We start from the raw sequence: 22,073 nt of genomic DNA, 5'->3' as shown, positions 1-22,073 counted from the left end.
TGAGGGTCCGGAACGCCATCATGCGTACACTTTCGGACATGCCCACCGTCGCGCTGCTGACCGCCGGTCACCTGCTGCACTTCGAGCTGGGGGTGGCCTATGAGATCTTCGGCAATCCCCCGAGCGAGGCCACGGAGGACTGGTACGACGTACTGCTCTGCGGGCCCGGTCCGGTACGGGTCGGCCCGTTCATGGTCGAGCCCGACTGCGGGCTGGAGCGCTTGGCCGGCGCCGACACCGTGATCGTGCCCGCGTGCGCCGACATCGACGATCCGCCGCCGGCGGAGCTGATCGAAGCCGTACGCGCGGCCCACGAGTCGGGCGCCCGGATCGCCTCCCTCTGTACCGGAGCGTTCGTGCTCGGCGCCGCGGGCCTGCTGGACGGCCGGCGGGCCACCACCCATTGGGCTCATGCCGCGGAGCTGAGCGCACGCCATCCGCGGGCCGTGGTCGATCCTGACGTGCTGTACACCGACAACGGCAGCGTGCTCACCGCCGCGGGCAAGGCCGCCGCCGTGGACCTCTGCCTGCACCTCATCCACCTCGACCACGGCGCCGCCATCGCCAACTCCGTCGCCCGCCGCCTCGTCATGCCGCCGCATCGGCCGGGCGGGCAGGCCCAGTTCGTGGCCACGCCGATGCAGGTCAGGGGGGAACATCTGCTCGCCGACCTGTTCGCCTGGGTCCGGCAACGGCTGGATCAGCCGCTGACGGTGACGGACATGGCGCGGAAGGCGAACACGAGTCCGCGCCATCTCGGGCGGCAGTTCCGGTCGGTGGCCGGGCAGACGCCGCTTCAATGGCTCTTGACCCAGCGCGTACGCCGTGCCCAGGAGTTGCTGGAGACCACCGGCGAGAGCATCGAGGCGATCGCCCTCGCTACCGGCATGGGCACCGCCACGACGCTTCGGCGCCAGTTCAAACGGATCGTCGGGGTCCCACCTGACAGCTACCGGCGCTCCTTTCGCGGCGCGGATCGGGCAAGCGCGCTCCCCGCGACCCCGGCCGGCTCCAGAAGCTGAACGCGAGTATTACGCCTTGGCCGCCTGCTGGATCCGCACCAGGTTGCCCGAGGGGTCGCGGAACGCGCTGTCGCGCGGCCCCCAGGGCTGTTCGATGGGCTCCTGCAGCACCTCGGCGCCGCTTGCCCGTACCCGCTCGAAGGTCGCGTCGAGATCGTCGGTGCTGAAGATGATCATCGACAGGACGCCCTTGGTGAGCAGTTCCTGCAGGGCGTCGCCGTCGGCCTGGGAACGGCCGGCGTGTGGTTCGGAGAGCACGATTTCAAGGTCCGGCTGAGTCGCGCTGCCGAGCGTGACCCAGCGGAATCCGCCGGAAGCGACGTCGTTACGCACCTCGAGGCCGAGCGCGTCACGGTAGAACGTGAGCGACTCGTCCACGTCATTGACGGTGATGTGGCAGTAGCGGAGTGCGATGGTCATGTCGCCAACGTTAGGCCGCGGTGGCGCGATCCGCTTCTCCGATCCTGCTCGGCAGGTTTCGTGTCGGCCGCGTACGCACCTTCGCCACGCACGCGGGCATCGCCACCTCGGCGCGGTGCTCCCGGCCGCGGTACGCGCTCGGCGTCTCCCCCACCACTTCGGTGAACCGCGAGCTGAACGAACCGAGCGAGGTACAGCCGACCGCCATGCACGCGTCGGTCACGCTCATGCCCTCGCGCAGCAGCGCCATCGCCCGCTCGATCCGGCGGGTCATGAGATAGCTGTACGGCGTCTCGCCATAGGCCGCCCGGAACCGGCGCGAGAAGTGGCCCGGAGACATGAGCGCGCGGCGGGCCATCGTCGGCACATCGAGCGGCTGTGCGTACTCCCGGTCGATCAGATCGCGCGCTCGGCGCAAGTGCGCGAGATTGGCGAGGTCTTCCGGGCTCATGAGGCGAAGCTACCACACGCAAATGGCCGTCTACCTGCACGAACAGGGCGTGAGACGACCGGTGGCGTGTCGGTCACCGCGGGCGGGTCGCGGTATTCCGGCAACCTGGTCGGCCACGCCCCCCGGTCCCGACAGAGCTCAGCTTCGGCCGAGCATTTCAGCGGTGAGGATGTCGCCGCCGAGGCCCCAGCCGCCGTCGGGAACTTCGTCGATGAGGACCAGGGTGTTCGCCCGGGCCCGCTCACCGTACACGGCCGCGTAGGCGTCGGTGACGGCGTCGATGAGCTTCTTCTTGGATTCGGGGGTCAGGGTGTCGGCGGGCACCTTGAGGTTGGCGAACGGCATGGTGTTTCCCTTTCGTGTGGGTGATTCAGAACGCGATGTCGGCCCGCGGCGCGGCGAACGTCAGATGATGCCGCCGTTCGCGCGCACGACCTGCCCGTTGACCCAGTGCCCCGCGGGGCTCGCCAGGAAGGCGACGACGCGGGCGATGTCCTCCGGGGCGCCGAGCCGTTCGAGCGGGGCCTGGTTGGCGAGCCGCTCGATCGTGGCCTCGTCCTTGCCCTGGAGGAACAGGTCGGTGGCGGTCGGCCCGGGCGCGACCGCGTTGACCGTGATGTCGCGTCCCCGCAGCTCGCGGGCCAGGACGAGCGTCATCGCCTCGACGGCACCCTTGCTGGCGACGTACGCCCCGTAGTTCGGCAACTGCAGGCCCACCACGGAGGTGGACAAGGTGACGATCGCCCCGCCGGCGCGCACGCGGCGCGCGGCCTCCCGCGCCATGACGAAGGTGCCGCGAATGTTGGTGCGGTGCAGGGCGTCCAGGTCGGCGAGGTCGAGATCGGCGATCGGGGACAGTGACAGCCGTCCCGCGGAGTTCACGACGACGTCGACCCCGCCGAAGACCTTCTCCGCCTCGTCGAACATCGCCGCGACCGCGATCTCGTCCGCCACGTCGGCCTGCGCCGGGATCGCTCGGCCACCGGCCGCGGTGATCTCCTGGACCACCTCGGCCGCGGCCGCGGCCGACCCTTGGTAGCCCACGACGACCGCGGACCCCTGTGCCGCCAGAGTCGTCGCGATCGCCCGGCCGATCCCGCGGGAGCCGCCACTGACCACGGCTATGCGCTGCTCGTTCATGGAAACTCCTCTTCGTCGTATCGTCGATATGCATCAGCGATATCGCCGCTAGGGCATGACGGTAGCACGGTCTTCGTATCGTCGCTAGCGCTGGGGCGTATCATTGGTCGCATGACAGGAACAGACTCCCTTCGCACGGCGATGATCGAAGCCGCGGAGCGTCAGCTGGCGACCTCCTCGGACAACGAGATCGCCACGCGGGCGGTCTGTGAAGCGGTCGGTGTGAGCCAGCCCGTGCTCTACCGGCTCTTCGGCGACAAACGAGGTCTCCTCGACGCCATCGCCGACCACGGATATGAGAGGTACGCCACGCTCAAGGCCGCGCAAGAGCAGACGGCCGATCCGGTAGCCGATCTGCGCGCCGGCTGGGAGGGCCACCTGGCGTTCGCGAGGGAGAACCCGGCCCTCTACCAGCTGATGTTCACTCCCCGGCCGTGGTCTCACTCCACTGCTCGGGATCGCGTGTTCGACTTGCTGGTGGCGACGCTCGTACGGTGCGCGGCGGCGGGCGCGTTGCAGGTCGAGCCGCGGATCGCCGCCCAGCTGATCCTGTCGGCGAGCATCGGCAACGCCCTCAACCACCTCGCCGACCCGGCCTTGTTCGACGACCCCGCGCTGTCCCATCGCATGCGTGACGCCGTGTTCTCGCACGTGCTCACCGAATCAACCGCCCAAAAGGACGCCGACCCGTTGTGTGCCGCCGCGCTGCGCCTTCACGCGCAAATGAACCTCGGGGGCACCGACGCCCTCGAACCGGCCGAGGCCGCCCTTCTCCTGCGATGGCTCGAACGCATCACACAACCCGGATGAGCGGCGCCGGACTGTCAGCCGGTGTCCGGTTTCCCGATGTCTCTACTCTGGCTTCCTGCGGTGCTCGTCGTCACGTCCCCCAAGTCATCCTGGAGAAGTCGCCATGACCATGCCCGACCAGATCCCGACCTGGCGCGACGCTCGCTACGACATGCCTGTCAGTCAGCAGCTGGCACGCTACGACGAGCTGGCCGCCAAGCACGCGTCGGCTCGCGCCCGGACCGAGCTGGTGACCCGAGGGATCTATGACCCCGTCCGGCACGGAGCCGATGACCGTCCTCCCCTTACCGTGGCCGAGCACATCGAGTTGCTGGCGCTGGCGGAGTGCATCGCGCGTACCGTGCGCCATCCCGCCAACCTCCACCACGCGCTGCTGGCCGGAGTCACCTGGGCCGACATCGCCCACATCGTCGACTCCGACGAGTTCACCGTACGGCGGGACTACCGGCAATGGGCCGACGACCAGTACGACCTCAACCGGCAGGACCCCGGCCTCGGCATGACCGCCGACGAGCACGCCGCCGCGACCGCCAGGGCTTCGGAAGGGGTCTGAGACAGCACCAGCGTGGACGGTCCGGACCCCAGGAAGCAGGTCCGCGCCGTACGCAGGAAGGTCGGCCTGCGGGCCGTGCAGGTCGTGCGGGTCGTGCGCCTTACGGAGCCGGCTTGAGGTTCTTGAGCGTGAAGTGCGAGGTGATGCCCCGGACACGCGGGATGGTCATGACGTACTGGCTGAGGAACGCCTCGTAGGCGGCCAGATCGGCCACGGCCACCCGGACGAAGTAGTCGGGGCTGCCGAACAACCGCCGCAGCTCGACGACCTCCTCGGCCCGCGCCAGGGTCTGTTCGAAGTGCTCGACCGTCTCCGCGTCCTGAGCGTCGAGCGTCAGATCGACCAGGACCTCGAAGGACCGGCCCACGGCAGCAGCGTCGATGACCGCCCGGTAGCCGCGAATCACACCCTCGGCCTCCAGTCGCTGAACGCGCCGCAGGCACGGCCCGGTGGTGAGCCCGACCCGCTGGGCCAGCTCCACGTTCGTCAGCCGCCCGTTACGCTCCAACGCGGCGATGATTGCTCTGTCAATGGAGTCCACGAAAGAATATTGCACCACAGGCCTCTGACTGAGCAATATCCGCAACCACATAACAGCTGTTTTCCGGCATCCTTGGAGGGTGCACGACGTAATAGCCCCCACCCAGTTGACCGCGGCGGCCCCCGCCCACACCACCCGGCGCCGGCAGATCACCGCAGGCGTGCGCGACTCCTTCTCCGCCGGGTTGGGGATCTTCCCGCTGGGGATCGCCCTCGGCCTGCTGGTCCTCCAGGCCGGTCTGCCCGGGTGGCTCGCCCCCGCCCTGTCCATGGCCGCCTTCGCCGGCTCCCTGGAACTCCTGCTGGTGGGCATGCTGGCCACCGTCACACCGCTCGCCGCGGTCGCGCTGACCGTCCTGGTGGTCAACTTCCGGCACGTCTTCTACGCCTTCTCCTTCCCGCTTCACCTGGTCAAGAACCGGTGGGCGAAGGCGTACTCCGTCTACGCGATGATCGACGAGGCGTACGCCGTCAACGCCTCCCTCCCCGAGGCCGAACGCTCGGCGCCCCGGCTGCTGGCGATGCAGCTCTCCTGCCAGACCTACTGGGTCGGCGGCGGCCTGGTCGGCCTCGCCATCGGCTCGGCCCTGCCCGCGCCGATCAAGGGCCTGGAATTCGCCCTGTGCGCCATGTTCACCGTGCTGACCCTGGACGCGTTCCGCTCCCGCCGCGAGATCCCCGCCGCGCTGCTCGCGGCCGCCAGCGTGACCGCCGCCCTCATCGTCACCCCGGGCATCGCCATGTTCACCGCGCTGCTGCTGTTCGTCGTCCTGCTGCTGGTCCGCCACGCGCTCACCACCCGCCGACCCGCCCCGGAGGCCGGCGATGCCTGACGTCGCCTACATCCTCGCCGTCCTCGCGATCGTCTTCACCATCACCCTCGCCCTGCGCGCCATCCCCTTCGCGCTGCTGCGCACGTTGCGTGGCTCGGCCGCCGTGGCGCAGCTGGCGGTCTGGATGCCGGTCGGCATCCTCGCCATCCTCGCCCTGACCGCCCTGCACGGCACCATCACCGCCGACCCGCACGCGAGGCTGTACGCGTTGCTCGCGGTCGCCGTCACCGCGGGCGTCCACCTCGCCTCAGGCCGCCGCACCATCCTGAGCGTCGGCATCGGCACCGCCGTCTACGTCGTCCTCGTCAACGCCTTCTGAGGTGCGCCGTGTCGCCGTCCCAGCACGCGCACCACCGGCCCCCGGTCAAGACCGCCGGATCGCGGCGACCTCGAACTGATGATCGCCAGGCTTCGTCCGTGCTCAGGAGGAGACGGCGACCGCGCTTCGATAGGTACGAGGGTCGTCGATCGCGTCCAGGGCGAAGGCAGCCAGATCGGCGCGGGAGGTCTGGTTGCCGACCTTGGCGGTGGCGCCGATGGAGACGCGGGGGTGGCCGGTGGCCGGCCGGTCGGTGAGCCGGGTGGGGCGTACGGCGGTCCAGGTCAGGCTACTGTTGGAGAGCAGGTCCTCCATGCGGGCCATGTCGGTGTAGGTGTGCCGCATGAGGTGGTGCAGGAGGCGGGCGGCCAGGCGGGTGCCGGGTCCGGCGCCGGTGGGAACGCCGAGGCCGGCGGAGGAGATCACGATCAGCCGGGCACCGGGCTTGAGCGCGGAAACGATCTCGGCGGTGCCGGTGGAGTAGACGGCGGTGGGTCCGCGGCCGGTGGCGCCGAGCGCGGAGATCACCGCGTCGTGGTCGTCCAGCAGACCCTGGAGCGAGCCGGGGGCCAGGATGTCGGCGGTACGGATGGTGAGCCCTGGCCCGGTCATGTGGAGGTCCTGGGACCGGCGGGCGATCGCGGCGACGCGGAGCGCCTGAGGCCGGCGGGCGATCGCGGTGACTCGGTGTCCGGCGGCCAGGGACCGCTCGACGATGAGCCGTCCGGTACGACCGGCCGCACCGATGACGGCGATGGAGCTCATGGCGGTGTTCCTCCCCGAGTGCCGGCGGGTCAGTGGGCGGCGGGCTTGGTGGCGGGCTGGAACTTGAAGGAGACGGCCTCCATGAGCCCCTTGTGCTTGGTCTTCTGGACAGCGGCGATGCGCCACTGGCCGTCGGCCTCGCGGACGAGGGTGTAGGTGGCGAGCTTGCCGAGCTTCTTGGGCGTGCCCTTGGCGACCTCGCCACGGGTGACCACGACGGCGGCGTCGGCGCCGTAGCGGCGGATCTCGAGGATCTCCATGACCAGGTGGGTGCCCTTGAGGAAGCTGTCGAACAGGGCCTGGTGGGCCCGGCCGATCTCGGCGCCGCCGTGGTAGACGGTGCCGACGAAGGTGACGTCGGTGGCGTCGTCGCTGAAGCAGGCGCCGTAGGCCGCGCCGTCTCCGCGGTTCCAGGCGTCCTGGCTGCGCTGGAGGACGGTACGGATGGCGGCGAGGTCGATCGTGGTGGTCATGGCGATACCCTCTCGTGATAGCTTCTAAAAAGCAGTTACTTCCTTGAAGAAGTATCTTCTCTAAAGAAGAGAGTACGAAGTGGAGGATCGCGTGTCAACCACACCGGGACCATCGGACGCCAGTCGGCTCTACCGCCGCTACCTCAGCGCGGTGATGCTGCACGGCCACGCCAGCGCCAAAGCGTGCGACCTGGGCGCCACGGATCTGTACGCGCTGAACATCCTGGAGCTGGCCGGCCCGATGACCCCCGGCGAGCTGGGCGCGCGCACCGGGTTGACCACCGGGCCGACCACCCGGCTCATCGATCGGCTGGAGCAGGCCGGCTATGTACGCCGCGTTCCGGCGCCCGACGACCGCCGCAAGGTGATCGTCGAGCCCATCGGCAAACCGGCCGAGCTCGACCAGGTCATGGCCCCCGCCCGGCAGAAGGTCGGCGCGATCCTCGCCGGCTACTCCACCGAGCAGCTCGATGTCCTCTTCGACTACTTCGACCGCGCCGCGCATGCCTACCAGGAGGCCGCCGAGCTCCTGCGATCCGACTCCTGAGCCGTCTGCCCCTGGAGGTGGCGCTGCCCCGGATGACGTCCGTCGCGAGCTCGCCGGCCGGCAGGAGGCCCGCCTGTCAACGGGACGGGAACACCAGGCCCGCGTCGTAGGCCAAGATGACCAGCTGTATTCGGTCACGGGCGTCCAGCTTGGCCAGCAGGCTGGCCACGTGCGCCTTGGCGGTGCCCGGGCTGATGTGCAGCCGGGTGGCGATCTCGGCGTTGGACAAACCGCCCCCGACCAGGGCCAGCACCTCGTGTTCCCGTTCGGTGACGCCCACGAGCCGCCGCGCCTGGGGAGACGGGGCGCGGGCCGGACCGCGGGTGAACTCCTCGATGAGGCGGCGGGTGACGCCGGGGGCGATCAGGGCGTCTCCGGCGGCGACGACGTGGACGGCGGACAGGATGTCTTCCAGCGCCATGTCCTTGACCAGGAATCCGCTCGCGCCGGCGCGCAGGGAGGCGTAGACGTTGTCGTCGTCGTCGAACGTGGTAAGCATGATCACGCGGGTGGCCGGGGACTCGGCGAGGATGGTCTGGGTGGCTTCGATGCCGTCCATGCCCGGCATGCGGATGTCCATGACCACGACGTCGGGGCGCAGCCGGCGGACCAGCTGGACGGCCTGGGCTCCGGTCCCGGCCTCTCCGGCGACCTCGACGTCGGGGGCGGCGTCGATGACCATGCGCAGGCCCGCGCGGATCAGCGGCTGGTCGTCGGCGAGGAGGACCCGGATCGTCACCGGGCCTCCACCAGGTCGATGTCTGTCTCCTGACCGAGGCCGCTCGGCGCGAGGGGCAGACGTGCGGTGACGTGGAAGCCGCCATCGGGGCGGGGGCCCGCGCTGAAGTCACCGTTCAACAGGGCGACCCGTTCGCGCATACCGACGATCCCATGCCCGTCCCCCTCGCAGGCGGCGGCGCGCCCGTCGCTCTCGCAGGCGGCGGCATGCCCGTCGCTCTCCCACGCAGCGGCGCGTCCGTCGCTCTCGCAGGCGGCGGCGCGTCCGTCGCTCTCGCAGGCGGCGGCGTGTCCGTCGTCGATGACGTCGATACGTAGTTCCTCGTTCCCGTAGCCGATCACGACCCGGCAGTGGTCCGTGCCCGCATGGCGGAGCACGTTGGTGACCGATTCCTGGATGATGCGGAAGGCGGACCGATCGACGGCGGCGGGCAGCGGCCGTGGCTCTCCGTGGCGGCGCACGTCAACGCGGACGCCGGCGGCCGCGGTCGTCTGGGCCAGGCGGTCGACGTCGGCCAGCCTCGCGGGAGCAGCCGGCTCAACCGAGCCGGGATGCCCACCCTCAGCCGAGCCGGGATGCCCGCGCTCAGCCGTGCGGAGCACGCCGAGCAGGTGCCGCAGCCCCTTCAACGTCTGCCTGCTGGTGTCCTCGATCGCGCCCAGCGCCTGGCGCGCCTGCTCCGGCCGGCTGTCGATCACGCGGGCGCCCGCGCCGGCCTGGATGGCGATGATGCCGATGCTGTGCGCGACCATGTCGTGCAGCTCTCGCGCGATGCGCAGGCGCTCGTCGGTGACCGCCCGAGCCTCGGCGTGCGCGCGCAGTGCCCGGTCGTACTCGCGCCGCTGCCGGATGAACATCCCGGCCAGCCAGGCGATCAAGACGGCCAAGCCGAGCAGGAGCGACAGCGCGAGAAAGCCCACCGCCCAGACCCGCAGGCCGTCGCGCAGCAGGTCGAGCTGCCAGGTCGTCTGCTGCACGATCAACGCGGCGACCGCCGCCACCAGGCCCGCGCGGTGCGACCAGGTGGCGGCGAGGAGACAGACCAGCACGTCGGCCGCCAGGAAGAGCGGCCAGGACGCCTGGGCCGGGGAACCCAGGGAGGTCGCCACGGCGATCTCGGCCAGCAGCACCGCGAGCACCATGGCCGGCCGCTGCCGCGCCCAGGCCAAGGGGACGGCCATGGCGACGGCGAACCCCGCATGCACCGCGCTCACCGGGAACAGGTCTTCGCCGTCGGTCAGCGTCATGGCGTACAGCAGTGGCACCAGGGTCGCCAGGCCGCCCCAGATGAACAGCGCCCGCACGCCTGGGGGCAACCGTGACCAAAGGGGTGGTCTGGGCGTTTTGTCGCGCACCCGGTCGATCGTAGTCACCCGCTTCCGGTCGGGCATCGGCCTGTGGGCATACGCCCGCAGGCCAACCGCGCGGCGCGGAAACCGGCCCACGGCCAGATGCGGCGCCTCTGGGAGCTGCGACAGCGTTGACCAGGTGATCGAAGTCAACGGACTGACCAAGCGCTACGGCACGGTGACGGCGGTGCGGGACCTCACCTTCGCCGTACGACCGGGGCACGTCACCGGGTTCCTCGGCCCGAACGGCGCCGGCAAGAGCACCACCTTGCGCATGATCCTCGGCCTGAACCGCCCCACCGCGGGCACCGCCACCATCGACGGCCGCCCCTTCGCCCGCCATCACGCCGGGCTGCGTCATGTCGGCGCGCTGTTGGACGCGGGCGACGTCCATGGCGGCCGCACCGCCGCCGCTCACCTGCGCGCGCTGGCGGTCGGCAACGGCCTGCCCCGCCGCCGGGTGGCCGAGGTGCTGGAGGAAGTGGGCCTGGCCGGGGCGGCGCGCCGCCGGATCGGCGGGTTCTCGCTCGGCATGCGCCAGCGGCTCGGCATCGCCGCCGCCCTGCTGGGCGACCCGCCCGTGCTGCTGTTCGACGAGCCGATCAACGGCCTGGACCCCGAAGGCGTGCGCTGGGTACGCGGCCTGTTCCGGCGCCTGGCCGCCGAGAAGCGCACCGTGCTGGTCTCCAGCCACCTGATGAGCGAGATGGAGAACACCGCCGACCGCCTGGTCGTCATCGGGCGAGGCGAGTTGATCGCCGAGGAGAGCCTGGCCGACTTCGCCGCCCGCGGCACCGGCGCGTCCATCGCCGTGCGTACTCCCGATCCTGCCGAGCTGGCGGCGGTCCTCACCCTGGAGGGCGCCGCCGTCCGGCCGGACGGCGGCGAAGCCCTGACCGTGACCGGGCTGAGCGCCGCCCACGTCGGCGAGCTGGCCCATCAGCGGCGGATCATGCTGTACGAGCTCGCCCCGCGTACCGCCTCGCTGGAGCAGGCGTTCATGGAGTTGACCGCCGGCCGCGCCGACTACCGAGCCGGTGACCCGCGATGATCGGTGGCCGATTCCGCGACCTCCTGACCGCCGAGTGGATCAAACTCTGGTCCCTGCGCTCGACCTCCTGGCTGGTCGGCCTGGGCACGCTGGCCATCATCGCGTTCGCTCTCCAGAACAGCCTGGATGCCTACAACGGCTGGCCCGGATACACCGCGATGGAGAAGGCCAGGTTCAACTCCCTGGCCGAGGCGTTCAGCGGCCTCTCCGCCTCCATGCTCATGATCGGCGGGGGCAGCATGGGCGCCTTGACGATCGTCGGCGAGTACGCCACCGGCCTGATCCGCACCACCCTGGTCGCCGTCCCCGCCCGCCACCGCGTCGTGGCCGCCAAGCTCACCGTCGTCGCCATGGTCTCGCTCGCGACCGGCACGCTCGTCTCGCTGGGCACGTTCGGCGTCAGCCAGGCCATCCTGTCCGGCCACGGCGTCGCCGTCTCGCTCGGCGACCCCGCCGTCCTGCGCGTCCTGGCCGCCAACGCCCTGCTGGCACCGGTGTCGGCGCTGACCGGCTTGGGGATCGGCGCGCTGCTGCGGCACACCGCCGCCGCCGTCGTCACCGTCTGCGCCGCGCTGGTCATCGTGCCCACCTTCTTCCAGCCCAACGTCCACCAGTGGCTCAACGACCTGTACGCCCTGGCCCCCTTCTATGTCTGGCGGACCTGCCTGGGCCTGCCCCAGCTCCGTGACGACCCCGCCCTGCCGACGGTGGCCGGCTCGTGGGCCGCCTTCGCGCTTTGGCCGCTGGCCGCCGCCGTCGTGACCTTGATCGTCGTACGTCGCCGTGACGTATGAGCGCCCTAATGAGGAGAAATAGCATGACAGTGCAGTCGATTCGGGCCCGCTTGCTGGCCGTTCCGTTGACGGCCTGCCTTACTGTGACCGCGGTGGCCTCCACCACGACGACCGCGACCGCGACCGCGACCGGAAAACCGATCCCCACCGCCATCCGGCTGGAACTCCCCCGCCCAACCGGCCCCAACGCGGTCGGCCGCGACATCCTGCACCTGGTCGACAGCGACCGTAAGGACCCCTGGGTGCCCGACTCGGGCCCGCGCCAACTCATGGTGTCGATGTACTATCCCGCCCGCTCCGCCACCGGTGACCCCGCCCCCTACATGACCACCGCGGAGGCCGCCTCGCTGCTGCGGCGCAAGGCCCCCGGCGTCGAACTCCCTCCCGAGACCGTCAGCGCCACCCGCACCTACGCCCGCACCGGCGCTCCCGCCAAGCACGGCCGGTATCCGCTCGTCGTCCTCTCTCCCGGACTCGGCCTCCCGCGCGCCAGCCTCACCTTCCTGGCCGAAGACCTGGCCAGCCGCGGCTACGTCATCGCGCTGGTCGATCACGCCTACGAGTCGTCCGGCACCACCCTGCCCGACGGGCAGACCATCACCTGCGCCCCTCTGTGCGACCAGCCCAAGCCTCCAGAAGGCGGGCAGGCGACCATCACCAAGAACCGGACCAAGGACGTCTCCTTCGTCATCGACGAGCTGGCCGGCCGGCACCCCGTCTGGAAGAACGCCCGCATGATCGCTCCCAAGCGGATAGGCATGGCCGGCCACTCCCTCGGCGGCGACGCCGCCGCCGCCACCATGGCCGTCGACAAGCGCGTACGGGCGGGAGTGAACCTGGACGGCACCTTCCACCCCGCCGTCACGCTCGACCGGCCCTTCCTGCTGCTGGGCAGCCAGGCCGACCACATCCCCGGCAAGGACGACACCTGGGATGCGAGCTGGCCCAAGATGAGCGGCTGGAAGCGCTGGCTCACCGTGGCCCATACCAACCACACCAGCTTCACCGACCTGACCATCCTGCAGAAGGCGGTCGGCACGTCAGCGCCTGACGATCTGTCGCCGCAACGCTCCCTCGAGCTCACCCGTGGCTACGTCGGCGCCTTCTTCGACCTGCACCTGAAGGGCAAGAAGCAACCGCTGCTCAACGGGCCGTCACCGGCCAACCCCGAGGTCGCCTTCCACAATCCCTGACCCAGTCGGCGTCGGTCCCGCCCCGCGCACTCGGCGGAGCGGGGCCGGGCGTCAGAACAGCAGGACGCGCACGATGCCGATGGCGGCGCCGCCGGCGATGAACCAGGCATTGTTGAGCCGGGTCTTCCACAACAGCACGAGCGTGACCACGGCGATGCCCGCGGTGAGCGGGTCGATGATCGCGGTCCGGCCCAGCTCGTAGGACACCCCGGCCATGAGGGCGAAGGCGGCGGCGTTGAGGCCGTCGAGCAGGGCGGAGGTCCACTCGCTGGAGCGGAGCTTGTCGGTGAGTTTGGTGAGCAGGCCGACGAAGACGAACGAGGGCAGGAAGATGGCCACAGTGGCCAGGAACGCGCCCAGCGGCCCGGCGATCATGTAGCCGACGAAGGTGGCGGTGGTGAACACCGGGCCGGGGGTGACCTGGCCGATCGACACGGCGTCGATGAGCTGCTGGTTGGTGATCCAGCCGAGCCGGTCGACGAAGTCGCCGCGCAGGAAGGCCAGCAGCACATAGCCGCTGCCGTACAACACCGAACCGATCTTCAGCATGGTGGTGAACAGCTGAAGCAGTTGACCGCCGGTCGGGTCGCCGAACACCGGGAGCCCGCCGACCTTCAGGGACCCGCCGAACGTCAGCAGTGGCGCGGCGAGCACCCCATGTGCCGCGCCCCGGCCAGGCGGGCGGCGCAGGGCCCGGGCCGCGGCGGCCAGCACCGCCCCGGCCGCCAGCACCAGCAGTTCGTTGACGCCCAGCAGGTACGCGGCCAGCGCGGCGACCGCCAGCACGCCCAGCCAGATGGTCTTGACGACGGTGCGCAGCAGGCCGAACAGCGCGTGCGCGATGATCGCGATCACCGTGGGGACGATGCCGTACAACAGGCCCTCGGCCGCCGGTGTTCTGCCGTAGGTGACGTACGCCCAGGCCAGGGCCGTGACCATCAGCGCGGCCGGGAGGATGAAGCACACCCCGGCGGCGACCAGGCCGCGCCACCGGGCCCGGTCGTAACCGAGATGGATGGCCAGTTCGGTGGAGTTGGGGCCGGGGATGAGGTTGGTGGCGCCCATCAGGTCCACGAACCGCTGGTCGCTGACCCAACCGCGGCGGCGTACCAGCTCATCGCGCATCATCGCGGTGTGCGCGGCCGGGCCGCCGAAGGCGATGATGCCCAGCTTGAGGAACAGCAGCGTCACCTCACGCAGACGGCGCCGGGCCGCCACCGGGTCCTGCTCGTTCGCGCCGTCGTGCGCTTCGGGCTCGTCCTGGCTCACGTGGACCCGGCCGGATCTTCCGCGCCCGGTTGGCCGATGCCGAGACGGCCGTCGATCAGCAGGCCGGCCAATCCGATCGCACCACAGATCACGGTGACAACGACCAGCGCGGGATCGGTACGTCCGGTGAGCGCGTCGCCGAGAAAGACGACCGCGATCGTACCGGGAGCCACACCGACGGCCGTGGCGATCAGGAAGGGCACGAGCCGGACCGACGACACCCCCGCACAGTAGTTGACCAGCGGGAAGGGAACCGGACCGATCAGCCGCAGCGAGCCGACGGCGAGCCAGCCACGACGGGCGAGGCGGCGGTTGACCACCGCGACCGAGGGGTGGGTCAACCGCGCGGCGACCGCCTCGCGACCGATGGCGCGGACGAGCAGGAAGGCCAGCGCCGCGCTCACCGTGGTCGCGGAGATCGCGATGGCGACGCCGGTCACCGGCTCGAACAGGAGCCCGGCGCCGAAGGTGAACGGGGACCGCGGGAAGGCGACGGTTACCAGAGCATGCGTGACGAAGAACATGAGGGGGAACCACGGACCGGCCGCCCGTGCCCAGTCGCGAATCTGTCCGGCACCCGGATAGGGGACGAACAGCGCGATCGTCACGAACGCCGCGACGAGCACCACGACCCCGATCAGCTTCGGAGCACGGAGCCATCGCGCATGGCGGCGTATCAGCATGGAAGGTGCTTTCAGTGGTACGGGGGGATTCGGCGTGGTCATCGCACGTCTTTCAACGGCATCGTCTTTTAACGGTATCGGAGCACGCCCTCTGGCGCCTAAGAGGGCGTGCGGGGCGGCCGTGCCGGTCAGCGGGGGGACGCGTCGAGCTGTACGCGGTCGCTCTCGCCGTCGGAGAGGAACGCCGCCAGCGCCTGCCCCTGCTCGGCGACCTCGGTGCGGTCGGCCCGGGAGAAGCCGTGCAGCGGGGTGACGATCACGGTGCCCGCCTGGACGCTCCAGGTCGCGGCGACCCGGCCGTCGACCAGGACCACGCGCGCGCCGGCGACCGACAGGCCGCGGTGGGCGTCGTCGATGATCCGGCCGCGGTCGTGGTAGCCGAGGAGCGCGTTGTCGAACGCCGGCAGGAACCGTACCGGGGCGGGTGTGCCGGGGTCGGGGCGCGGCGCGTCGGGGAGGTCCAGCAGGACCCGGCCACGCTCGTCGCGGAAGGTGACCAGCTCCTCTCGTATCGCGGCCACCGCGGCCGGCAGTCCGGCCAGGCCGCACCAGGCGCGCAGGTCCGCCGAGGCGGCGGGGCCGAACGCGGCCAGATATCGCCGTACCAGCGCTTCACCGACCGGATCCGAGCCGACCGGATCCGAGCCGTTCGTAACCGAGCCGACCAGATCCGAGCCGCTCGTAGCCGAGCCGTTCGGGACTGGTGGGTCGATCTCGCGCCCCAGCCACGAGGAGAGCAGGACGTTGCGTACTCCCGCCCTCGTACGCCACAGCCCGCGCGGCGGCAGCTGCGCCATCGGGAGGAGCGCGGCGATGAGCATCTCGCCCAGCGCCCGCGGCCCCGGCGCCGGCCAGCGATCGGCCAGCGCCCGCGCGAGCTCGCTCATCGAGCGCGGCTCGTCGTCGGCCATCACCGCCAGCCCCGCCGCCGCGAGCTCGTCGAGATCGACCCCGGCGAGCTCGCGACGGTAGGTCCCCAGTACGCGTTGGCGCAGCATGGCGTCGTGGCGGGCCCGCCAGGCCAGGACGTCGTCGGCGGTGAGGAGGTGGACGGTGCGGCGCATGAGGTGGGTCCGCACCACGCCGCGCCGGATGAGCAGGTCCGAGAGCGCCGCCGGGTCGAACGCGCGCAGCCGCGACCAGAGCCCGACGAACGGTTCCTGCGGCTCCTGCGCCTGCAGGCCGCACAGGTGCGCGACGGCGCCGAGGACCGGCATGTCGGCGCGATCGAGCAGCAGTTGCCGGGCGAGCGTCGCGCGGTTGAGCGCCCGGCTGTCGAGAACGGTCATCAACGCTCAGGTCGACTTCTGACCATCGAGCGTTTCGCGCAGGATGTCGGCGTGCCCGGCGTGCTGGGAGGTCTCGGCGATGACATGCATCAGCACCCCGCGCGCGCTGCGTACCGCTCCCGGCTCGTGCCAGGGCGCCGCCGGCAACGGGTGCGTCACCGACAGGTCGGGGACGGCGGCGACGATCTCCGCGCTGCGGGCGGCGACCTGCTCGTAACGCTCCAGGATCCCGGCCAGCGTGTCACCGGGCAGCATCTGGAAGTCGTTCTGGTGGTCGATCATCCACTGCGGGAACTGGCGTGCGGTACCGGACGCGATGTCGGCCCAGGTGACACCCTCGGGCAAGGCGTACGTCATCGCCGACGGGCCGTCGACCACGAAGCGCAGCCACGTTTCCTCCATGGACGCGACGTGCTTGATCAGCCCGCCCAGGCACAGCGCGCTGACCGTCGGGCGCTCGCCGAGCTGCTCGTCGCTGAGCCCGCGGACGGATTTGGTCAGGGCGGATCGCGCGCTCGCGAGCACGGCGAGCAGGGCGTCCCGCTCGGCGTCGAGGGTCACGGGGGGCGTGGTGGTGGTCACGGCGTTCGGGCCCTTCGAGTCGTTGTCGTTGTCTGGCACACGACAACAGTCGCAGACGAAGCGGACAGGAAGTGGCCTCTTCTCCGGGCAAAATGAGGTCATGCCGAAGACTTCCGCGCGACTGCTGTCGTTGCTCTCGCTGCTCCAGACGCGCCGGGACTGGCCGGGAGCGCTGCTGGCCGAGCGGCTGGACATCAGCCCGCGCACCGTACGCCGCGACGTCGACCGCCTGCGTGAGCTCGGCTATCCCATCCTGGCCTTCAAGGGGCCCGAGGGCGGCTACCGGCTCGACGCCGGTGCGGAGCTGCCCCCGTTGCTGTTCGACGACGAGCAGGCCGTCGCTCTGGCCATCGCGCTCCAGATCGCCGCCACCTCCAGCGGGGCGGGCATCGAGGAAGCCGCGGCGCGCGCGCTGAACACCGTCAGGCAGGTCATGCCCGCACGGCTGCGCCACCGGATCGACACCCTCCAGGTCACCGCCGTCGGGCGGCCCGCGAGCCGACCGGCCCCACAGGTCGACAGCGGAGTCCTCATGGCACTCAGCGCCGCCGTCCACGCCCGGGAGGTGCTGCGCTTCGACTACCCACCTGGGGTGGACGACGACGGTGTGCCGGTCCCGCCGCGCCGGGCGCAGCCCCATCACCTCGTCACGTGGGGCGGGCGCTGGTACCTCGTCGCCTGGGACCTCGACCGCGAGGACTGGCGCACCTTCCGTGCCGATCGGATCACCCCGCGCACCCCTACAGGACCCCGCTTCACCCCGCGCGAGCTGCCCGGAGGCGACTTGGTGGCCTTCGTGACCAGCAAGTTCCGGGGCGTCGACGGCGCCGGAAACTGGCCCTGTCGCGGCGAGGTGATACTCGATCTGCCCGCCGCCGCCGTCTCCCGCTTCACCCACAACGGAGTCGTCGAGGAGCTCGGCCCGAACCGCTGCCGGCTCGCCGTGGGCTCGTGGTCCTGGACCGACCTGGCCGCCACCCTCGGCAGGTTCGACGCCGACATCGAGGTCGTCGGCCCGGCCGAGCTCAAGGACGCCTTCGCGCGCCTGGCCCGCCGCTACGCCACCGCGGCGGCCGGCGTACCCGCCCCGCGAGGTGCGGAGTGATCGAACAGGTGCCGTCCGCGAAGTGTTCACCTTCCCCTTGGCATTCTTTGCCTTGATTTGACCTGAGCTGAGCGGCGAACATGACCATGTCTGTCACCCCCCGAAGGAGGCCTCGTGCACACTCAGCCGCGCCCCCGCCCTTCCTGGCCGGTACGACTGACCGTCGTCCTCGCCGCCATCACCTCCCTGGTCGGCCTGGTCGGCATCACCCCAGCCAACGCCACGGTCTACAACTCCTGCACCATCTCCCGCTGCGCCGACGCACGCTCGGCCGACTCGATCTGGGCTTCCAAGAGCTACCCCACCAGCAGCGGCTGGTACGCCTGGACGGACGGCAGGTACAACTACACCGGCGGGCGTTTCTACAACCGGGAGGGCCAACTCCCCAGCGGCGCCACCTACTATGAGTACGACGTGTACTCCCGGGCGCGGGGTGCCGCGCGTGACGCCTACCGGATCGTCGTCAACCGCAGCAGTGGTGTGACGTGGTTCTCCCCCAACCACTACACCGACTTCTACCGGCTCTAGGACCGCCATGACCGCCGCCGCACCTCCGCCGCCGCACTGGCTGACAGTGTCCACCGACCCTGCGCCGGCGCTGGTGGATGGGCGGGCCTGCCGGACGCGTGCCGCCTTCTTCGAGGAGGTGGCACGCGCCCTGCGCCTCCCCGGCCACTTCGGCCGCAACTGGGACGCGCTCACCGACTCCTTGCGCGATGTCGGCGCCGTCACCCTGACCGTCGGGCACGCCGAGGAACTGCTCAGCGCCGAGCCACCCGGGCAGCTCGCGATCCTGCTGGCCGTCCTCGCCGACGCGGCCCGGATGGGGCTGACCGTGACCCTGCGCACCGACCCCGGCCACGAGGCCCCGCTCCGGCAGCGGGTCGCCGCCGCGCTGGCCTGAGACCTCGGGCCGGCGCCCTCCCAGGCGCAGGCCGGGTCTACACGCGCCGGCGCGGGCCCGCCGTCCACGCGCCGGCGCGTTTACGGTCTACGCGCTGATTCAGCGTCGCCCGCGACGGGCGGTGCCGAAGATGGATCTGGTGATCTCCCGGCCGAGGCTGGACGCCGCCGACCGCGCCAGGGACTGGAACTCCTTCGACTCCAGCACCCTTTCCAGCATGGACTGCTTCGGTTCCGGCTCCCTGGCCCGTTCCGGCTCGCGTGGGGCTTCCGAAGCGGGGCTCTTGGGAGGCTCGGCCAGCTTCGCCGACAGGATCTCGTAGGCCGACTGGCGGTCGACCGCCGTACCGTACTTCGGCTGAAGCGGCGAGGCGGCGATCATGCCCTGGACCGCGTCCGGGCTCGACGGTCCCATGAGCGTTTGAGGGGCGCGCAGGCGCGTCCAGGCCACCGGCGTCGGCGCGCCCGTCTCGGACAGGACCGTCACGACGGCCTCGCCGATGCCGACTTCGGTGAGCAGCCGCTCCAGGTCGTAGGAGGACTCGGGGAAGGTCGAGACGGTGGCCTTGAGCGCCTTGGCGTCCTGGGGGGTGAAGGCGCGCAGGGCGTGCTGCACACGCGCGCCGAGCTGGGCCAGCACGTCCGTCGGCACGTCGTTCGGCGTCTGGGTGACGAAGAAGACGCCCACGCCCTTCGACCGGATCAGCCGTACGGTCTGGGCGATCGACTGCAGGAACGCCTTGGACGCGTCGTCGAACAGCAGATGCGCCTCGTCGAAGAAGAACACGAGCTTCGGCTTGTCGACATCGCCCACCTCGGGGAGCACGTGGAACAGATCGGCGAGCAGCCACATCAGGAAGGTGGAGAAGAGCTGCGGCCGGTCCTGTACGGCGGGCAGTTCGAGAACGGAGATCATCCCGTGGCCGTCCGGCGTCACCCGGAGCAGGTCGCGCACGTCGAACTCCGGCTCGCCGAAGAACGCCTCCGCGCCCTGCGCCTCGAAGTTGGTCAGGGCGCGCAGGATGACCCCGGCCGTCGCCGCCGACAGTCCGCCGATCCCGCTCAGCGCCTCCGGCGTGGTGGTCAGATACCGGATGACCGCGATCAGGTCTTTGAGATCGAGCAGCGGCAGCCCTTGCTTGTCGGCGAAGTGGAAGATCAGTCCGAGCGTCGACTCCTGCGTCTCGTTGAGCCCGAGGACCTTGGCGAGGAGGGTCGGCCCGAAGGCGGTCATGGTGCCGCGGATCGGGATGCCGTCTCCCATGCCCCCTAGGGAGAAGAACTCCACCGGACAGGCCGCGGGCTGCCAGGTCTCGCCTACCTCGGCGGCGCGCCGGGTGACGCGCTCGGAGGCCGTACCCGGCGAGGCGAGTCCCGACAGGTCGCCCTTGATGTCGGCGAGGAAGACCGGGACTCCCTGCGCGGCGAGCTGCTCCGCCATGAGCTGCAGGGTCTTGGTCTTTCCGGTTCCGGTGGCGCCGGCGACCAGTCCGTGCCGGTTCAGCATGCTCAGGGGGATGCGGATCCGCTCGGAGGGGTCGGCGGTGCCGTCCTCGCGCACCAGGGCGCCGAGCTCCAGCGCCGCTCCCTCGAAGTCGTACCCCTTCATCGCTTCTCCCCCCGTTCAGGACGGCCGCCGAGGGGTCGTGCGCATCATGCTCGCTTCGCAGGTGCAAAAAACCCGTATCTGGGCAAAAGCGCTTATGCGATGGACGAGTTCTGTGACTTTTGACTATCGTGTGGCCTATGTCCAGTCCTGAGGCGTCAAGACGCTAGCCACCGGTTCCTCCGGTGGCTTCTCGTGATGTCACGCGGCAGCGCCGCCCCCTGAGGCCAGCGCGCCCTTTCGTCACTCTCGCCGCCGGACAACCGTCATACGGACAGATTCGTTCCAGGAATTCCGCCCCTGTCGTGGTGCCGGACCTGGTCCCCTCCTTTTCACGCGGTAGCGCGCGCCCTTGATGACGCGGGCGCGCGCCGCGTCGTCCTGTGATGCCCTCTCAAAGCGGCCTGGAGTCTTTCGCTCATGCCTTTCGCCATCTACATCCTCGGACTGGCGGTCTTCGCCCAAGGAACGTCCGAGTTCATGCTCTCCGGACTGGTTCCGGACATCGCCGGTGAACTGAACGTGTCCATCCCGGCCGCCGGCGCGCTGACGTCCGCCTTCGCCGCGGGAATGATCGTGGGAGCGCCGCTGATGGCGGTGCTCAGTCTGCGCTGGCCACGTAGGCGGGCGCTGCTCGTCTTCCTGGTCGCGTTCATGCTCGTGCACGTCGCCGGCGCGCTCACCACCAGCTTCTCGGTGCTCCTGGTGACCCGGGTGCTCGGAGCGCTGGCCAACGCCGGCTTCCTCGCCGTCGGGCTCGCGACGGCGACCAGCATGGTCGCGCCGAACGCCAAGGGCCGGGCCACCTCCATCCTGCTGGGCGGCATCACGCTCGCCTGCGTCGCCGGGGTGCCCGCCGGTGCCGCGCTCGGTCAGACGTTCGGCTGGCGGTCGGCGTTCTGGGCCGTGGCCCTGATCTCCCTGCCGGCCGTCTTCGCCGTGGTGCGCTCGGTGCCGGACCTCGCGCCGGCGACCGGCGACCCCCACGCCGCACGTCCCCGCGCGGGGCGCGAACTTCGCGCCCTGCGCGGCCCGCGCCTGCTCGTCGCGCTGGTGCTGGCCGCGCTGGTGAACGCCGCCACCTTCTGTACCTTCACGTATCTGACCCCGCTGGTCACCAACGTGAGCGGCTTCGCGCAGGGCTGGGTGCCGGCGGTGCTGGCGCTGTTCGGTCTCGGGTCGTTCGCCGGAGTGACCATCGGCGGGCGTCTGTCCGACACGCGGCCGATGCGGGTCCTGATCGCGGGCGGGATCGCCCTGCTCGCCGGGTGGGCGCTCTTCGCCGCCACAGCCGGCAGCCCGGTCGCCACGCTCCTGCTCGTCTTCGTCCAGGGGAGCCTGTCGTTCGCCGTCGGCTCGACCCTGATCGCCCAGGTTCTGTACGCGGCCACCCAGGCGCCCTCGCTGGGCGGCTCCTTCGCGACCGCGGCCCTCAACGTGGGCGCGGCGGCCGGTCCCGCCATCGGCGGCGCCACCATCGCCGCCGGACTCGGCTACACCTCGCCTCTGTGGGTCAGCGCTCTGCTCGTGGCGGCGGCGTTCGCCGCAGCGGGCCTCGCCGAGGCCGTACGGCGTCACGCTGTGGTGGCCGCACGGTAACCTAGGGCCACCTGGCACGCCCGCGCACGCGTGCTTTT

Annotated in this window: 27 protein-coding genes; 13 read left to right on the top strand and 14 right to left on the bottom strand. The window is 70.8% G+C overall.

Annotated elements, in window-relative coordinates:
• Positions 1-38: 38 nt before the first annotated feature.
• A complete protein-coding gene (locus tag AB0H88_RS30620; protein ID WP_357650500.1) occupies positions 39-1,022 on the top strand; it encodes a helix-turn-helix domain-containing protein in 984 nt (327 codons plus the stop codon).
• 9 nt (positions 1,023-1,031) lie between these two features.
• Here the strand turns inward: AB0H88_RS30620 and AB0H88_RS30615 are convergent, their stop codons facing one another.
• The 4 genes from AB0H88_RS30615 to AB0H88_RS30600 form a co-directional block, all read right to left on the bottom strand.
• Entirely contained in the window at positions 1,032-1,442 is a 411-nt protein-coding gene (locus AB0H88_RS30615) for a VOC family protein (RefSeq protein ID WP_357650498.1), read from the bottom strand.
• A gap of 10 nt (positions 1,443-1,452) precedes the next feature.
• The gene (locus tag AB0H88_RS30610) at positions 1,453-1,893 is read right to left on the bottom strand and encodes a helix-turn-helix transcriptional regulator (RefSeq protein ID WP_357650496.1); all 441 of its coding nucleotides are present in this window, start codon (positions 1,891-1,893) and stop codon (positions 1,453-1,455) included.
• Positions 1,894-2,031: 138 nt separating this feature from the next.
• On the bottom strand, positions 2,032-2,238 hold the full coding sequence (locus tag AB0H88_RS30605; RefSeq protein WP_357650494.1) for a tautomerase family protein: 207 nt from the start codon (positions 2,236-2,238) through the stop codon (positions 2,032-2,034).
• A 60-nt stretch (positions 2,239-2,298) separates the two neighbouring features.
• The gene (locus tag AB0H88_RS30600; RefSeq protein ID WP_357650492.1) at positions 2,299-3,033 is read right to left on the bottom strand and encodes an SDR family oxidoreductase; all 735 of its coding nucleotides are present in this window, start codon (positions 3,031-3,033) and stop codon (positions 2,299-2,301) included.
• A 111-nt stretch (positions 3,034-3,144) separates the two neighbouring features.
• Between AB0H88_RS30600 and AB0H88_RS30595 the strand changes: the two genes are divergently transcribed.
• Together AB0H88_RS30595 and AB0H88_RS30590 are read left to right on the top strand one after the other, a co-directional pair.
• Positions 3,145-3,843, top strand: a complete 699-nt coding sequence (locus tag AB0H88_RS30595) for a TetR/AcrR family transcriptional regulator (RefSeq protein WP_357650490.1) — start codon at positions 3,145-3,147, stop codon at positions 3,841-3,843.
• A gap of 103 nt (positions 3,844-3,946) precedes the next feature.
• Positions 3,947-4,396 carry a hypothetical protein gene (locus tag AB0H88_RS30590; protein ID WP_357650488.1) on the top strand — a complete coding sequence of 150 codons (450 nt, stop codon included), beginning with the start codon at positions 3,947-3,949 and terminating at the stop codon, positions 4,394-4,396.
• Positions 4,397-4,496: 100 nt separating this feature from the next.
• Here the strand turns inward: AB0H88_RS30590 and AB0H88_RS30585 are convergent, their stop codons facing one another.
• Complete coding sequence (locus AB0H88_RS30585; protein ID WP_357650485.1) at positions 4,497-4,937, bottom strand: Lrp/AsnC family transcriptional regulator; 441 nt, start codon at positions 4,935-4,937, stop codon at positions 4,497-4,499.
• Positions 4,938-5,016: 79 nt separating this feature from the next.
• Here AB0H88_RS30585 and AB0H88_RS30580 point away from each other — a divergent pair, with 79 nt between their 5' ends.
• Together AB0H88_RS30580 and AB0H88_RS30575 are read left to right on the top strand one after the other, a co-directional pair.
• A complete protein-coding gene (locus AB0H88_RS30580; RefSeq protein WP_357650483.1) occupies positions 5,017-5,769 on the top strand; it encodes an AzlC family ABC transporter permease in 753 nt (250 codons plus the stop codon).
• Positions 5,762-6,088 (top strand): AzlD domain-containing protein, encoded by a 327-nt coding sequence (locus AB0H88_RS30575; protein WP_357650481.1) that lies wholly within the window; start codon positions 5,762-5,764, stop codon positions 6,086-6,088. Before AB0H88_RS30580 ends, AB0H88_RS30575 begins: the two co-directional genes overlap by 8 nt.
• Positions 6,089-6,190: 102 nt before the next feature.
• Here AB0H88_RS30575 and AB0H88_RS30570 read toward each other — a convergent pair whose 3' ends face one another.
• Together AB0H88_RS30570 and AB0H88_RS30565 are read right to left on the bottom strand one after the other, a co-directional pair.
• Positions 6,191-6,853, bottom strand: a complete 663-nt coding sequence (locus AB0H88_RS30570) for an NAD(P)H-binding protein (protein ID WP_357650479.1) — start codon at positions 6,851-6,853, stop codon at positions 6,191-6,193.
• A gap of 29 nt (positions 6,854-6,882) precedes the next feature.
• A complete protein-coding gene (locus AB0H88_RS30565) occupies positions 6,883-7,326 on the bottom strand; it encodes an SgcJ/EcaC family oxidoreductase (RefSeq protein ID WP_357650477.1) in 444 nt (147 codons plus the stop codon).
• Between the two features lie 91 nt (positions 7,327-7,417).
• On the opposite strand from AB0H88_RS30565, the gene AB0H88_RS30560 reads away from it, so the two are divergent.
• On the top strand, positions 7,418-7,873 hold the full coding sequence (locus AB0H88_RS30560) for a MarR family transcriptional regulator (protein WP_357650475.1): 456 nt from the start codon (positions 7,418-7,420) through the stop codon (positions 7,871-7,873).
• A 76-nt stretch (positions 7,874-7,949) separates the two neighbouring features.
• Here AB0H88_RS30560 and AB0H88_RS30555 read toward each other — a convergent pair whose 3' ends face one another.
• The gene (locus AB0H88_RS30555) at positions 7,950-8,612 is read right to left on the bottom strand and encodes a response regulator transcription factor (protein ID WP_357650473.1); all 663 of its coding nucleotides are present in this window, start codon (positions 8,610-8,612) and stop codon (positions 7,950-7,952) included.
• The gene (locus tag AB0H88_RS30550; protein ID WP_357650471.1) at positions 8,609-9,967 is read right to left on the bottom strand and encodes a histidine kinase; all 1,359 of its coding nucleotides are present in this window, start codon (positions 9,965-9,967) and stop codon (positions 8,609-8,611) included. Before AB0H88_RS30550 ends, AB0H88_RS30555 begins: the two co-directional genes overlap by 4 nt.
• A gap of 133 nt (positions 9,968-10,100) precedes the next feature.
• On the opposite strand from AB0H88_RS30550, the gene AB0H88_RS30545 reads away from it, so the two are divergent.
• The 3 genes from AB0H88_RS30545 to AB0H88_RS30535 are packed head-to-tail and all read left to right on the top strand — an operon-like array spanning position 10,101 to position 12,999.
• The gene (locus AB0H88_RS30545; RefSeq protein ID WP_357650469.1) at positions 10,101-11,012 is read left to right on the top strand and encodes an ABC transporter ATP-binding protein; all 912 of its coding nucleotides are present in this window, start codon (positions 10,101-10,103) and stop codon (positions 11,010-11,012) included.
• Positions 11,009-11,806, top strand: coding sequence for a hypothetical protein (locus tag AB0H88_RS30540; RefSeq protein WP_357650467.1), 798 nt, complete (start codon positions 11,009-11,011; stop codon positions 11,804-11,806). Before AB0H88_RS30545 ends, AB0H88_RS30540 begins: the two co-directional genes overlap by 4 nt.
• 23 nt (positions 11,807-11,829) lie before the next feature.
• The gene (locus AB0H88_RS30535; RefSeq protein WP_357650465.1) at positions 11,830-12,999 is read left to right on the top strand and encodes an alpha/beta hydrolase; all 1,170 of its coding nucleotides are present in this window, start codon (positions 11,830-11,832) and stop codon (positions 12,997-12,999) included.
• Positions 13,000-13,050: 51 nt separating this feature from the next.
• Here the strand turns inward: AB0H88_RS30535 and chrA are convergent, their stop codons facing one another.
• From chrA to AB0H88_RS30515, 4 genes are all read right to left on the bottom strand, one after another.
• Positions 13,051-14,268, bottom strand: coding sequence for a chromate efflux transporter (gene chrA, locus AB0H88_RS30530; RefSeq protein WP_357650463.1), 1,218 nt, complete (start codon positions 14,266-14,268; stop codon positions 13,051-13,053).
• On the bottom strand, positions 14,265-14,951 hold the full coding sequence (locus tag AB0H88_RS30525; RefSeq protein ID WP_357650461.1) for a TVP38/TMEM64 family protein: 687 nt from the start codon (positions 14,949-14,951) through the stop codon (positions 14,265-14,267). Before AB0H88_RS30525 ends, chrA begins: the two co-directional genes overlap by 4 nt.
• A 128-nt stretch (positions 14,952-15,079) precedes the next feature.
• Positions 15,080-16,240: a winged helix DNA-binding domain-containing protein gene (locus AB0H88_RS30520; RefSeq protein WP_357650458.1), complete on the bottom strand. Its 1,161-nt coding sequence runs from the start codon at positions 16,238-16,240 to the stop codon at positions 15,080-15,082.
• Between the two features lie 6 nt (positions 16,241-16,246).
• Positions 16,247-16,861: a DinB family protein gene (locus tag AB0H88_RS30515; RefSeq protein ID WP_357650456.1), complete on the bottom strand. Its 615-nt coding sequence runs from the start codon at positions 16,859-16,861 to the stop codon at positions 16,247-16,249.
• 61 nt (positions 16,862-16,922) lie between these two features.
• Between AB0H88_RS30515 and AB0H88_RS30510 the strand changes: the two genes are divergently transcribed.
• From AB0H88_RS30510 to AB0H88_RS30500, 3 genes are all read left to right on the top strand, one after another.
• On the top strand, positions 16,923-17,927 hold the full coding sequence (locus tag AB0H88_RS30510) for a WYL domain-containing protein (protein ID WP_357650454.1): 1,005 nt from the start codon (positions 16,923-16,925) through the stop codon (positions 17,925-17,927).
• 114 nt (positions 17,928-18,041) lie between these two features.
• Positions 18,042-18,455: a ribonuclease domain-containing protein gene (locus tag AB0H88_RS30505; protein ID WP_357650452.1), complete on the top strand. Its 414-nt coding sequence runs from the start codon at positions 18,042-18,044 to the stop codon at positions 18,453-18,455.
• A gap of 7 nt (positions 18,456-18,462) precedes the next feature.
• Complete coding sequence (locus tag AB0H88_RS30500; RefSeq protein ID WP_357650449.1) at positions 18,463-18,831, top strand: barstar family protein; 369 nt, start codon at positions 18,463-18,465, stop codon at positions 18,829-18,831.
• A 99-nt stretch (positions 18,832-18,930) separates the two neighbouring features.
• Here AB0H88_RS30500 and AB0H88_RS30495 read toward each other — a convergent pair whose 3' ends face one another.
• Positions 18,931-20,439, bottom strand: a complete 1,509-nt coding sequence (locus AB0H88_RS30495) for a helicase HerA-like domain-containing protein (protein ID WP_357650446.1) — start codon at positions 20,437-20,439, stop codon at positions 18,931-18,933.
• Between the two features lie 417 nt (positions 20,440-20,856).
• Between AB0H88_RS30495 and AB0H88_RS30490 the strand changes: the two genes are divergently transcribed.
• Positions 20,857-22,035 (top strand): Cmx/CmrA family chloramphenicol efflux MFS transporter, encoded by a 1,179-nt coding sequence (locus AB0H88_RS30490; RefSeq protein ID WP_357650444.1) that lies wholly within the window; start codon positions 20,857-20,859, stop codon positions 22,033-22,035.
• Positions 22,036-22,073 lie beyond the last annotated feature (38 nt).

It is taken from the genome of Nonomuraea sp. NPDC050680 (assembly GCF_040654555.1).
GTDB lineage: Bacteria > Actinomycetota > Actinomycetes > Streptosporangiales > Streptosporangiaceae > Nonomuraea.
This window is presented reverse-complemented; position numbering and strand designations above follow the sequence as displayed.